We start from the raw sequence: 12,640 nt of genomic DNA on the forward strand, positions 1-12,640 counted from the left end.
ATGAATGCGCGCCTTCAGCCCGACGCCAGCGGCCGCCGCACGCCGACGACGCTGCGCTTTGCAAAACTCAAGTTACTGTTGCTGGTGGTGTTCTGCGCGCTGCCGGTTTACGGCGTCGTGACGATCTGGCTGCGGGACGGCTCATGGCTGCCATGGCTGCCCGCCGCGATCTATCTGGTCATGAGCGTCATCACGTTCGGACTTTACGGTTACGACAAGCGGCAGGCCCGCGGCAAAGGACGCCGTACGCCGGAAAAACTGCTCCATGGACTGGAGCTGCTCGGCGGCTGGCCCGGAGCGCTGGTCGCGCAACAGGTCTTCCGCCACAAGACCCGCAAGGTTGCCTTCCAAGTGGTGTTCTGGCTGATCGTGCTGTTGCACGAGTTGTTCTGGATCGACCGCGTCGTGCTCGGCGGCAACTTCATCGCCCGGCACTTTTACTGACGGCTGCAGGGCCGCTCAAAGTTTCAGCGCGACCTGTCGTTTCTTCGCCAGCTTGCTCACCACCAATTGGTGCGAGCGCGTCAGCAGGTCACGCAGCTCCTCACCGCCGATGGCGTAGGGGTACGTCAGAGTGATCCAGTGGGCGCGTGCGAGGTAAGGGGCAGGGCGCACGCCGGGGCGATCGACGTAGCCGAGAAACAGTTCGCTGCCCACCTTGAACGACAAGTCGTCACCGGCCAGGCCCATGACCGCGAACATTTTCGTGTCGGCGATGGAGAACACCCGCACGCCGCCCCATTTGTAATCCTCGCGCGCGCCCGGCAGGCTCAGGCAGAACGCGGCCACTTCGTCACGGTGCATGGTCATCCTCATTCATGATGTCTGACGCCCAGGGGCGCCGTTGGCAGCGGTCACAGCGGGCGTTGCTCGCTGTTGAACGCCGTTTCCAGATGGTCCAGCCATGCCCGCACCGCCGGAAGCACGCCGCGCCGGTGGGGGTAGACAGCCTGCAACCAGGCAGACGGACAGCGCCAGTCCGGCAGCAGCCGAACCAGCGCACCGCTGGCCAGCTCGTTTTCGCAGTACATCATCGGCAGGACGGTAAAACCCAGCCCGGCCAGGGTGGCTGCCTTGCGCATCTCAAAATCTTCCACGCTCAACCGTGGCTGCATCGCCAGATCGAAACGCTCGCCCGCCGCATTGTGCAAGCGGGCACGGGCCAGGCGATCGGAATCCAGCGCGCCGAGGAAGGGCAGCGAGGTCAGTTCCCGCGGATGGCTGACTCGGTTGGCCTGGGCAAAGTGCGGCGCGGCGACCACTTCGGTCTGCGCTTCTCTGAGCCGACGGGTCACCAGGTTCAGCTCTTCATCGTCAGCCTCACGCACCCGCAGCGCGACGTCGATGCCTTCATTGATCAGGTCCACACGCCGGTTGACCAGCAGCAGATCGAGCTGAACCTGCGGGTAGTGCTGCAGAAAATCCCGGACCAGCGGGGTCAGTTGACTGGCCAGCCCCACCGGGCTGCTGACCCGCAGCGGGCCTCGCGGTTCGGATGTCGCGCTGGCGACCACTTCGTCCGCAAGCTCCGCTTCCAGCAGCATGGCCTGGCAGTGTCTGAGGTAGCGTTCTCCGAGCGCCGTGAGTTGCATCTTGCGGGTCGTGCGTTGCAGCAGCCGCGCGTTCAGACGAATTTCGAGCTCGGCGATGCGTCGCGACAGTCGGGATTTCGGAATGCCCAGCAGCCGGCCTGCTGCCGCAAAACCGCCCGCTTCGACGACTTTGGCGAAGTAAAACAGGTCGTTGAGGTTTTTCGGGTCGCCGGGGATCACGTATCAGAACCTTCGCGGTTGAGCAGGGACGACGATTGTACGACGAACCGGACCTGATCGAGCGTTATCACAGGCCTTGAATGAAGCAGTGGCGCCTTCCGTCGACCTTCATCCTGTGCGGCAGAACTTTAGATTGTGGTTGTAATCCTTTGCGAGGTATCAGCCATTCAGAGGAAGTGTGCACATGCCTGTCAATGAACAACCGTTTCAGGGCGTCAGGTTGCAGGTCGCGTCCGAGAAGTCTTACGACGCGCTGTTGACGGCGTTACTCGACGACATCGGCCATGCGCCGGTGAAGATGGATGAGGTGGTAGACCAGCACCCGTCGTGGGACGCCTTTCGCGACGAGATCGAGCGCAAAGCGGGACCCAGCGGCTTCATGCTGTTTTCACTGCTCGATCATGGCGCCTGGACCCGAAAGGCCGGGTTGTCACAACGGGCCATGCGAGTGGTGCTGGGAAACCCGTTGATTGCGATCACCATGCTCAAGCACGACCCGCGTTCGGGGCTGTTCGCTCCGGTTGAACTGTTGTTGCTGGAAGAGCCCGCCAACACCAGCAGCATCGTGTACGTCAGGCCTTCGTCGCTGATGGTGGTGGAGCCTGATCAGCCGCTGCTCGACGCAGCCACCGCCCTCGACCGCAAGCTTGCGGCGCTGGTGAGTAAAACGGCGGGAGGCTGAGCGGGCTGTGACAGGTGCCGGCCCTGCGATGGGGCCGGCTTGTATGACTGACGGCGCGGCGTTGCACCGCGCGCGTCCTGTTGCAGTGATCCTGCCCGATCAGCGGTAGCGCTCCAGCCAATGGGCGTAAGGTGCCGGCAGCGTCCAGGACGCTTTTTCCACACCCAGCTCTTTGGCGGCAAAGTAAGCCCAGTGCGGGTCGGCCAGGTGAGCGCGGCCTACGGAAACCAGGTCCAGCTGACCGGCTGCGATGGCGTCATGTGCCAATTGTGGCGTGCCGAAGCCCCAGGCAGAGGTCACCGGCAGGCCCGCTTCGCGGCGCACCCGTTCTGCAACCGGGCCCATGAACGCGGGCCCCCACGGAATGTTGGCCTGGGCGATGGTGAAGCCGACACTGACACTCAGCAGGTCCAGACCGCCGGCCTTGAATCGCCGGGCCAGTTCGATGGAGTCGGTCAACGTCTGCTCGTCGCGGCCGTCGTATTCGATCACGCCGAAACGGGCAGTGAGCGGCAGGTTCTCCGGCCATACTTCACGCACGGCCGCCAGTGTTTCGAGGAGGAACCGGCTGCGATTTTCGAAGCTGCCGCCATAGGCGTCCGTGCGTTTGTTGGCGTGCTCCGAGAAGAAGCTCTGCGCCAGGTAGCCATGGGCAAAATGCAGTTCGATCCATTCGAAGCCGGCGTCACGGGCTCGGCGCGCGGCATCCACGAAGTCCTGACGGACGCGGGCGATGTCGTCCAGGGTCATTTCCTGCGGGACTTTGGGCAGGTGCTCGCCGAAAGCGATCGGTGAGGGCGCCAGGGTTTTCCAGCCACGGGGATCGTTTTCCGGAATGTGGTCGTCACCTTCCCAAGGGCGATTGGCGCTTGCCTTGCGGCCGGCGTGGGCGATCTGGATGCCGGGCACCGAACCGGCTGCCTTGATGGCGTTGACCACCGGAACGAACGCCTGAGCGTGTTCGTCGCTCCAGATACCCGCACAGCCCGGCGTGATGCGTCCTTCCGGTGACACGGCGGTGGCCTCGACCACGACCAGACCGGCGCCTCCACGGGCCATGCTGGCGAGGTGCACATGGTGCCAGTCGTTGATCACGCCGTCTTCGGCCATGTACTGACACATCGGCGGAATGGCGATGCGATTGCGTAGCGTGACGTCTTTTAAGGTGAACGGCTCGAACAGTGCGGACATGCAAGTGTCTCCGGTGATGGTTGATTCGTTTGTTCGATAGTATTCGAAATATGGCTTAATCGCTAACCCCTCGCTATGATTCGCTCCATGCGAGCCTTCAAACATCCTTTTCCTTCCGAGTTCGTGCTTGAGCGTGTGCTGTATGCACTCAGCGATCCTGTGCGCCTGGAAATCGTCCGGTACCTGGCCAATACCCAGGAGGCGACCTGCGGCGAACTGGATGGCGGGCGCCCCAAGTCGAGCATGTCTCATCACTTTCGCGTGCTGCGTGATGCCGGTCTGGTCCAGACCCGGAACATCGGCACGACGCACATGAACTCGCTGCGCGCCGATGAACTCGATCAGCGATTTCCCGGGCTGTTGCCATGCATTCTGGCGCAACGCTGACCACGCGCCGTGTGCGGGCATTTGCAGGAGAGATGCAGAGGGTGTCGGGCGTGTGACGCTGTGGCATGAACGCTCGCCTGCATCCCTGCGGGCGAGCGCCTTGCCATCAAACCTTCAGACCCGAACGCGATGGTTGCAGGCCTGAACTCAGTGCCCGGTCACCTGGCCCAGGTCATCCCCGGACGTGGTTTTCATGTCGCTGCTGCGTAGCCTGGCGACATCGTCGGTTGTCACTTCGCTGGCCTGATTGCCCCAACTGGTACGAATGAAGTTCACCACGGCGGCGACTTTCTCGTCGTTCAGGCGCCAGGCGAACGCCGGCATGGTGAAGTTCGACGGGGCCGTGTGGGTCGCCGGAACGGTGCCGCCTGCTAGCACCACGTGGATCAGCGACGTCGGATCGGCCGTCTGCACCACCGGATTACCGGCAAGCGCCGGGAAAACCCGGGTGTAGCCCTGTCCATCGGTGCGGTGGCACGCTGCGCAGTTGTCGATGTAGACCGACGCCCCCGGTTTGCTGTCGTCGCCTTTCCACAGCGCATCGGCGACCTGCTTGTCATAGACAGGCGGCTCGTCGTGCGGATTGCTCGCAGGCAGCGTCTTCAAGTAGCGGGCAATGGCTCTGAGGTCGGCATCGGTCATGTACTGCATGCTGTGCTCGACAACATCGCTCATGCCTCCGAACACTGCGCTGCGGTCACTGCGGCCGGTCTTGAGGAACTGCATCAGGTCGTCTTCGCTCCAGCTGCCCAGGCCATCCTTGTGGTCGCCGCGCAGGTTTTTGGCAATCCAGCCTTCGAGCGGCGCGCTGCCGGCCAGAAACTGACTGCCTTCGGCCGGGGTCAGTGCTTTTTCCTGCATCGTCAGGGCACGCGGCGTGTGACAGGCGCCGCAATGACCCAGTCCCTCGACCAGATAGGCGCCGCGGTTGACCACTGCATCAGCACTGGTCGTCGGCTCGAAGGCCTTCACGGGCGGGGCGAAAAGGCTGCGCCAGATCGACAGGGGCCAGCGCATGCTCAGCGGCCAGGGGATGTCCGTGGGTTTGTTCGGCTCGGCGACAGGCGCGACGCCCTTCATGAAATACGCATACAGCGCACGCATGTCGTCATCGCTAACCCGCGCGTAAGACGGGAAGGGCATCGCCGGGTAAAGCGTGCTGCCGCTTTTGCCGATGCCGTGACGCACGGCCTGATCGAAGTCTTCGAAGCTATACGAGCCGATGCCGGTCGGATCCGGCGTGATGTTGGTGGAGTACACCGTACCGATCGGCGTTTCCATCGGCAAGCCACCGGCAAACGGCTTGCCGCCCTTGGCGGTGTGACAAGCCACGCAATCACCGGCACGTGCCAGGTATTCGCCCTTTTTGACGAGCGCGTCGTCGTCGGCTGCCAGCACGCAAGTACTGGCGCTGAACAGCACAGAGGCGATCAACAATGTTTTCATGCTCATCGCTCCTTAAGCCTGAACCAGCGGGCCGGGGTTTTTCAGGTACTGCTCGCGGATCGCCCGGGCAGACCAGTACGTCAACGCCGCCACCAGACCGGTCGGGTTGTAACCCAGGCCTTGCGGGAACGCCGAAGCGCCCGGGACGAACACGTTGTGCACGTCCCAGCATTGCAGGTAGCGGTTCAGCGCACTGGTCGTCGGATCGGTGCCCATGATCGCGCCGCCGTTGAGGTGGGTGGTCTGATAGTTCGCCGTGTTGAAGTGCTCCTTGACCTTCTTGCCGAGCACCGCAATGGCTTTCGGATTCATGGCCTGAGCCACTTTGGTCAGCTTCTCGACCATGAACTGATTCATCTTGATGTCGTTTTCCTGCCAGTCGAACGTCATGCGCAGGAGAGGCTGGCCATAGGCGTCGCGGTAGGTCGGATCGAGGTCCAGGTAATTGCCGCGATAGGATTGATGCGCGCCATGAGCATCCATCGACAGTTGATGGGTGTAGTAGTCGATGGTCGCTTTCTTCCAGCCGCTGCCCCAGGTCGGGGTGCCGGGCGGGTTGGCGACACCGGCGATGGGACGACTGCCGGCCTGGTTGACCCACATCGGCGAACCGCCGACGAAGCCGTGGGGGCCATGATCGAAGTTGTCCGCGTTGAAGTCGTCGATTGCGACGCCGTTGCCGCCCGCGCCGATGAAGTTGTTGGTGTAGGTGTCCTTGTCGAAGAACGCCTTGACGGTGCCCATGTTCTGGTAGGCAAAGTTGCGGCCCACGACGCCTTCGTTCTTGATCGGGTCGTAAGGCTTGCCGATGCCCGACAGCAGCATCAGGTGGACGTTGTTGAACTGGAACGCGGCGAGGATCACCAGATCGGCCGGCTGCACGACTTCGCGCCCTTGGGCATCGATGTAGGTGACGCCGGTGGCCTTGCGCCGGGTGTCGTCCAGGTTGACCCGCAGCACGTGGGCGTTGGTGCGCAGCTCGAAATTCGGTACCTGGCGCAACGCGGGCAGGATGTTGACGTTCGGCGAGGCCTTGGAATACATGTAGCAGACATAGCCGCTGCAGAACCCGCAAAAGTTGCACGGCCCCATCTGCGCGCCATACGGATTGGTGTAAGGCCCCGAGGTGTTGGCCGACGGCAGGTTGTATGGCTTGTAGCCCAGTTCGGTGGTGGCCTTCTGGAAGATCTGCGCCGAAACCACGTTTTTCTGCGACGGCAGCGGGAACGGATTGGAGCGGTCCGGCGCGTAAGGATTGCCGCCCTTGCCCTCACCGACGACCTGGCCGTTGACGGTCCAGGCCTGGCCGGAGGTGCCGAAGACCTTTTCCGCGAAATCGAAATACGGCTCCAGCTCTTCGTAGCTGACACCGAAGTCCTGGATGGTCATGCCTTCGGGAATGAATTTCTTACCGTAACGTTCCTCGTAGTGGCTGCGCATGCGCAGTTCGATCGGATCGACACGAAAATGCACGCCCGACCAATGCAGACCCGCGCCGCCCACGCCCTTGCCAGGCAGGAAAGCACTCAGTTGGCGATTGGGCAGGGCCACATCATTGACGCTGTGGCGGATGGTGACGGTTTCCTTCGAGACGTCGACGAACAGTTTCTTGCGCACGCTGTAAGTCAGCTCATCGATAACCTGCGGGTAGTTGCCGTCCGGATAGGTGTCCTGCATCGGCCCCCGTTCGAGGGCGACAACCTGCAAGCCGGCTTCGGTCAGCTCTTTGGCCATGATCGCGCCGGCCCAGCCAAACCCGACGATGACCGCGTCCACTTTCTTCATTTCATTGGCCACGACTCAAGCCCTCTCGCCACGGATGGACACGGGAGGGAAGGGATACGCTTCGTTGCGCTCAACCCAGTCCATGAAGTCGGCGCGCGCGCCGGGAAAACCTATCTGTCGCCAGCCGACCATTTCCTTATTGCCGCCGTGAACCGGATCGCAGAAGAACCCTTCGCGGGTGTTCTGCACCAGCAGGCTGAAGAACGCTTTGGCCGGGAGCTCATCGAAATGCAGCTCTCCAGCCTCGATCTTGCCGAGAATCTGGTCTCGGGTAGCGCTGTCTTGCGCGGCGAAATTTTTTTTCGTCTGCGTCATGCACCACGCATCTGTCGCGGCGATGCCGAGGCGGTAGATCTGTTGCGGGTTCAATTGCAGCTGATAGCCCATTTCGGCGGGGGCATCGGTCACGAACGGGCCTTGCATGTACCACTGCGCGCCGCTGGCGTAGGGCGTGTTCATCTGGCGATCAATGTATTCGGCTGCGCCTGCTTCCAGCGCTCCCGGGCCATGCTCGTCGGCGGGAATGATCCTGGACACAGCAGCCTGCAGAAAGGCCCATTCTTCGGCGGTGAAGAACGCCGGGTGATAATCGCCAGACGCGGGCGCCGCGGGCACATGAGCGTTGGCGGCAGCCGGATTTGCCGGCGCGGCCATGAGTTGTTGGGCGGTGGCGCCAAGCCCTGTACTGGCCAGGGTCACCGCCGGAATCAACGTCAGGCCTTTGCGCAGAAAGTCCCGGCGGCCTCCGTCGGGGATGGAGTGGCTGTCGTCCATTTGATCCTCACAGGTCATCGTATTGAAGTGAAATGCTGGTCGTGGAGCGGCATCGCGCTGCACGTCACGGCTTGAATCGATCGGGGAAATACAGGTTCTGCCGATTGCAAGGACGATATTATGACTTATTGTGAAACCGGTTTCAGAGCTATTGGTCAGCGGTGCTGATTCTGGAGGTATGGGCACGCGTGGAGGGCGATAATCCGCGCGTCGGTCATCTCATTGTCCTGTTAATGGAACGATCCATCGCAGTTTCGCTGACTAATCAGTTATTGGCTTGCAAGGTAGGATGATCGCCATTCAGTCGCTCCGTCGCGATTCTTCACTTGGGAAGCACGTTATGAAACTGTTGCACATTGATTCCAGCATCCTTGGCGATCACTCCGCTTCGCGTCAGTTGAGCCGCAGTGTGGTCCAGTCGTTCACCGCAACGACGCCTGACACACAGGTGGTTTATCGTGACCTGGCCAACGACGCACTGAGTCACTTCTCCGGCGCCACGCTGGCTGCCGCTGGCACACCGGTCGAAGGTCGCGACGCGGCGCAGAAGCTGGAAGTGGAAACCAATGAAGCCACGCTGGAAGAGTTCCTGTCGGCAGACGTCGTCGTCATCGGCGCGCCAATGTACAACTTCACCATCCCGAGCCAGTTGAAAGCCTGGATCGACCGCATCACTGTCGCGGGTCGCACGTTCCGCTACACCGAAGCCGGTCCGGAAGGCCTGTGCAAAGGCAAGAAAGTGGTGATCGTGTCCACCGCCGGCGGCCTGCATGTCGGCCAGCCCACCAGCGTCGGTCACGAAGACCTGCTCAAGGTACTGTTCGGTTTCATCGGCGTGACTGACCTGCAATTCGTGTTCGCACACGGCCTGGCCTACGGCGACGAGCCACGTGTCGCGGCCATGGCCGCTGCGCAGAAACACATCGAAGAAACACTGTTCGCCTGATGCCCTAAGACGTGCCGCTGATCGGCACGCTCGATCGATTCAGATTGAAAGCCCCGTCAACCCGGCCCCAAGCCTCGGTTGACGGGGCTTTCGTCGTTCAGGCAATGCATTTTTCGATTTGCCGTCGATGTGTTCAGTCAAGCGACAGACTTTGCGATTTCTTTGCGAGTAACCTTGCTCTCAGGCCAGTAAAATCGCCGCTGACTCGGCCGGCGCGGTAACCAGCACGGCTACTACGCCCTTTTTTCTGAGCTTGGCCCGCCTTGTGCACGATTGATCTAAGAACGTTTCTGAATGTTATCGATGCCGGTCGGTCAGATAGCCACAGACATCGTTTTATAAGGAACTCAGACCCGCTGCGTCTGATTCGACAAGCACGGATTGATAAGGTGAGGGGCATTGCAATGATGCGTCTTTGTGCAGTGATGATGATCAGCCTGTTGAGCGGCATGATTTCGGTGCAGGCCGCCGAGTCGGATGCGTGGAGCGTGGGCTTCCACGAGCTGACCTTTCTGGATCCGCTGGATTCCCGGCCCATGCATGCCTTCGCTTTTTACCCGTCGACCGACGAAGAACACGTGACCCGCGTTCAGGGGTATCCGATTGAAGCCACCGAAGACGCCCGCATCGCCATGGGCCGTTTTCCGCTGCTGATGCTTTCCCATGGCAATACCGGCACGCCGCTGGCCCAGCATGATCTGGCGACGTCGCTGGCGCGCAAGGGGTTTGTCGTGGTGGCGGTGTTTCACCCCGGTGACAACTACCTCGATCACAGCCGACTGGGCAGCCTGAGCAATCTCTACGGCCGACCGCTGCAGATTTCCGAAGCGATCAGCGCGGCGCTGCTCGATCCCATGCTGTCGCCTTACATCAGCGCACGCCGTGTCGGCGTCATCGGTTATTCGGCGGGTGGCGAGACCGCGTTGATCCTCGCGGGCGCTCAGCCTGATCTGCAGCGGTTACGCCATTACTGCATGGAACGTCCGCAGGACCGGGATGCCTGCAAAACCCAAGGTGAGCTGCTCGCCGATCGCGATGACCTGCACGCTCAGGCCGATCCTCGCGTCGGCGCGCTGATGCTGATGGCGCCGCTGGGGCTGATGTTCGGTCGTCACACGCTGTCCGACGTGCATGTGCCGGTGTTGCTGTACAGCGGCGATGGCGATGAATTGCTGGCAATCGACAAGAACGCAGAAGCGCTGGCGCGCAAGCTGCCCGAAGTTTCGGATTTCAAATTACTGGCCGGGGCCGGGCATTTTGTCTTCATGGCGCCGTGCGATGACGAACAGCGTGCCACTCAGCCGGGTTTGTGCACCGATGCGCTGGGCGTCGACCGCGAGGACATTCACCGCAACCTCAGTGCCGAGGCCGTGGAGTTCTTCGGCAGCACGCTCGGCGCGCCGATGAGCACGGCGGGCATGCAGACGGCGGTGCATCAACAATAAGCGCCTGAACGCTAGACGTTGCCCTTGATCACCTTGCCGCGTCGCTCACCGATCTGCTTTGCCTGACCGTCCCGTTGCTTGCCGGTGCGCGCTTCACTGATAAGCGCCGGGATCAACGGACCTTCGGGCAGGTTTTTCCAGAACCGTGTTGGCAGATGGCCTTGCATGACTTTGGGATTGAGTCGCGCAGGGTTGAAGATGTGGCTGTAATACGTCAGCCACAGTTGCCCGTGCGGGTCGTCGGCGTTACGCGCCAGCGCTTGCCAGGCCGGCGGGCACTCACGCTGATGGATCAGCTGCTGCCCGTCGTAGAAGACACCGTCTTTGGGCGTCGCGATCATCCAGCGGTGCCGGCCCATGCGGCCGATGAAGTGTTCGCTGGCGCTGCGCAGAATGTCGTGGGCCGGTTCATGCCACGCGACGTATTCGGGCAGCGTCTCCATTTCCAGCAATGCCGCCTTCGCCGCCAGGTCTTCGGCTTCCTCGCTGACGGGCAGGGCGACGAAACGCAGAAACGCATGAAGATGATGCGCTTCACGGCTGACTTGCTTGAGCCGTCGATGCAACTCGCTGCCGAGTTTGTCACCCGCCAGCATCGCGGTGCGGTCACCGTGACTGACGCGCCAGAGCACTTCATACAGCAAGCTCCAGCGCTGATCGCCGCAATATTGCCCGGCGTTCTGCAGCAGCTCCAGCAGCGCCAGGGGAATGCGCGCCTGAAACGGTCCGGCTTGCTCGGGATAATGCGTGTCGCTGGCGAACAGATCGGCATCCTGCGCCACGCTCCAACTGACCTGATCCGGATCGATCTGATGACTGAGCAACCAGCGCGCCTGCTGACGCCAGGTGTCGAAGCGGTCCTCGCAATCGAGAATGATCATGCCCAGAGCGCCATTTGCTGAGGTTGCGGACGGTCGCGCAACTGTTCGCGCAGAGCCACGCTGGAAGTCTCTGCCTGACGCGGGTGGTAGTCGCTGGTGATGATGAACGGGCGAGCCTTGGCCAGCACGCAGCGCAGGCGCGTCAGGTCTTCATAACGAATGCGCCGCTGACGGCGCAGTTCGATCAGGCGTTTGGTGGTGCGGATGCCGATCCCCGGAATGCGCGCGATCATTGCCGGTTCCGCGCGATTGAGGTCCAGCGGGAAAACCTCTCGATGCTCCAGCGCCCAGGCCAGTTTCGGATCGATGTCCAGCGCCAGATCGCCAGGACCTTGAAGCAGTTCGGTTGCGCGATAGCCATACCCGCGCAGGAGAAAGTCTGCCTGATACAGGCGATGCTCGCGCAGCAGCGGCGGGGCGGCGAGTGGCACGCTTTTCGGACTATTGGGAATGGGGCTGAACGCCGAGTAGTAAACCCGCTTCAGGCGAAAGTCGCCGTACAGCGACTCGGCAGTGTGCAACAGCGTGCTGTCGTCGGTGGCATCGGCGCCGACGATCATCTGCGTACTTTGCCCGGCAGGGGTGAAGCGCGGCGCTTTCGGCTCATTGAGAATGGTCTGCTGACCGGTGTAGATGGTTTGCATGGCCTGTCTGATCGAACCCATTTCCTTCTCGGGGGCCAGGGTCTGCAAGCCAGCCTGAGTGGGCAGTTCGATATTGACGCTGAGCCGGTCGGCGTATCGGCCGGCTTCCTCGATGAGCGCCGGGTCGGCTTCGGGAATGGTCTTGAGGTGAATGTAGCCGCGAAATTCGTGCTCTTCGCGCAGCAATCGGGCGACGCGCACCAATTGTTCCATGGTGTAGTCAGCCGAACGGATGATGCCGGAGCTCAGGAAAAGCCCGCTGACGCAGTTTCGGCGGTAGAAATCCAGGGTCAGCGTGACCACTTCTTCAGGACTGAAACGCGCTCGCGGCACATCGCTGGAGCGTCGGTTGACGCAATATTGGCAGTCGTACAGACAGAAGTTGGTGAGCAGGATTTTCAGTAACGACACGCAGCGGCCGTCCGGCGTGTAACTGTGGCAGATGCCCATGCCGTTGCTCGAGCCGATGCCGGACTTGCCCTCGGAGCTGCGTTTAGGCGCTGCGCTGCTGGCGCAGGAGGCGTCATACTTGGCCGCGTCGGCGAGGATGCTCAGCTTGTCGATCAGCTGCATGGATTTTCTCGATACTGTTTTTATGTACAGTATCGAGTTCCGGGGCGGCGAACAAGCGCCGTATGAGTGGAAGTTCGCGCGCGGTCATGCCAGATGCGCGGAATGACGACCGGA

At 61.8% G+C, this 12,640-nt stretch carries 13 protein-coding genes; 5 read left to right on the forward strand and 8 right to left on the reverse strand.

The features are described from left to right. Nucleotides 1-444, forward strand: a complete 444-nt coding sequence (locus AAGQ88_RS12580; RefSeq protein ID WP_342655544.1) for a DUF1294 domain-containing protein — start codon at nt 1-3, stop codon at nt 442-444. Nucleotides 445-459: 15 nt separating this feature from the next. Here AAGQ88_RS12580 and AAGQ88_RS12585 read toward each other — a convergent pair whose 3' ends face one another. Beyond that, on the reverse strand, nt 460-804 hold the full coding sequence (locus AAGQ88_RS12585) for an MmcQ/YjbR family DNA-binding protein (RefSeq protein WP_342655545.1): 345 nt from the start codon (nt 802-804) through the stop codon (nt 460-462). A 50-nt stretch (nt 805-854) separates the two neighbouring features. Further along, nucleotides 855-1,769 (reverse strand): LysR substrate-binding domain-containing protein, encoded by a 915-nt coding sequence (locus AAGQ88_RS12590; protein WP_285424075.1) that lies wholly within the window; start codon nt 1,767-1,769, stop codon nt 855-857. A gap of 187 nt (nt 1,770-1,956) precedes the next feature. Here AAGQ88_RS12590 and AAGQ88_RS12595 point away from each other — a divergent pair, with 187 nt between their 5' ends. Continuing rightward, nucleotides 1,957-2,454 (forward strand): DUF302 domain-containing protein, encoded by a 498-nt coding sequence (locus tag AAGQ88_RS12595; protein WP_342655546.1) that lies wholly within the window; start codon nt 1,957-1,959, stop codon nt 2,452-2,454. A 99-nt stretch (nt 2,455-2,553) separates the two neighbouring features. On the opposite strand, the gene AAGQ88_RS12600 is transcribed toward AAGQ88_RS12595, so the two are convergent. After that, a complete protein-coding gene (locus AAGQ88_RS12600; protein ID WP_342655547.1) occupies nt 2,554-3,645 on the reverse strand; it encodes an NADH:flavin oxidoreductase/NADH oxidase in 1,092 nt (363 codons plus the stop codon). Between the two features lie 87 nt (nt 3,646-3,732). On the opposite strand from AAGQ88_RS12600, the gene AAGQ88_RS12605 reads away from it, so the two are divergent. Further along, nucleotides 3,733-4,032 (forward strand): helix-turn-helix domain-containing protein, encoded by a 300-nt coding sequence (locus AAGQ88_RS12605; RefSeq protein ID WP_093458449.1) that lies wholly within the window; start codon nt 3,733-3,735, stop codon nt 4,030-4,032. Nucleotides 4,033-4,179: 147 nt separating this feature from the next. On the opposite strand, the gene AAGQ88_RS12610 is transcribed toward AAGQ88_RS12605, so the two are convergent. Genes AAGQ88_RS12610 through AAGQ88_RS12620 form a run of 3 tightly spaced genes read right to left on the reverse strand, consistent with a single transcriptional unit; the run spans nt 4,180 to nt 8,037 of the window. After that, the gene (locus AAGQ88_RS12610; protein ID WP_342655548.1) at nt 4,180-5,478 is read right to left on the reverse strand and encodes a cytochrome c; all 1,299 of its coding nucleotides are present in this window, start codon (nt 5,476-5,478) and stop codon (nt 4,180-4,182) included. Between the two features lie 12 nt (nt 5,479-5,490). Next, nucleotides 5,491-7,275, reverse strand: coding sequence for a GMC family oxidoreductase (locus AAGQ88_RS12615; RefSeq protein WP_342655549.1), 1,785 nt, complete (start codon nt 7,273-7,275; stop codon nt 5,491-5,493). A 3-nt stretch (nt 7,276-7,278) separates the two neighbouring features. Continuing rightward, the gene (locus tag AAGQ88_RS12620) at nt 7,279-8,037 is read right to left on the reverse strand and encodes a gluconate 2-dehydrogenase subunit 3 family protein (protein WP_342655550.1); all 759 of its coding nucleotides are present in this window, start codon (nt 8,035-8,037) and stop codon (nt 7,279-7,281) included. Nucleotides 8,038-8,377: 340 nt separating this feature from the next. Between AAGQ88_RS12620 and AAGQ88_RS12625 the strand changes: the two genes are divergently transcribed. Both AAGQ88_RS12625 and AAGQ88_RS12630 read left to right on the forward strand, forming a co-directional pair. Beyond that, a complete protein-coding gene (locus AAGQ88_RS12625) occupies nt 8,378-8,983 on the forward strand; it encodes an FMN-dependent NADH-azoreductase (protein ID WP_342655551.1) in 606 nt (201 codons plus the stop codon). Nucleotides 8,984-9,387: 404 nt separating this feature from the next. After that, the gene (locus tag AAGQ88_RS12630) at nt 9,388-10,428 is read left to right on the forward strand and encodes a dienelactone hydrolase (RefSeq protein WP_285423924.1); all 1,041 of its coding nucleotides are present in this window, start codon (nt 9,388-9,390) and stop codon (nt 10,426-10,428) included. An 11-nt stretch (nt 10,429-10,439) separates the two neighbouring features. Here AAGQ88_RS12630 and AAGQ88_RS12635 read toward each other — a convergent pair whose 3' ends face one another. Further along, nucleotides 10,440-11,309 (reverse strand): TIGR03915 family putative DNA repair protein, encoded by an 870-nt coding sequence (locus AAGQ88_RS12635; RefSeq protein ID WP_342655552.1) that lies wholly within the window; start codon nt 11,307-11,309, stop codon nt 10,440-10,442. Beyond that, entirely contained in the window at nt 11,306-12,526 is a 1,221-nt protein-coding gene (locus tag AAGQ88_RS12640; protein WP_342655553.1) for a putative DNA modification/repair radical SAM protein, read from the reverse strand. The genes AAGQ88_RS12635 and AAGQ88_RS12640 overlap by 4 nt, the downstream gene beginning before the upstream one ends. Nucleotides 12,527-12,640 lie beyond the last annotated feature (114 nt).

The organism is Pseudomonas sp. F3-2, from assembly GCF_038804275.1.
In the GTDB taxonomy this organism is placed as follows: domain Bacteria; phylum Pseudomonadota; class Gammaproteobacteria; order Pseudomonadales; family Pseudomonadaceae; genus Aquipseudomonas.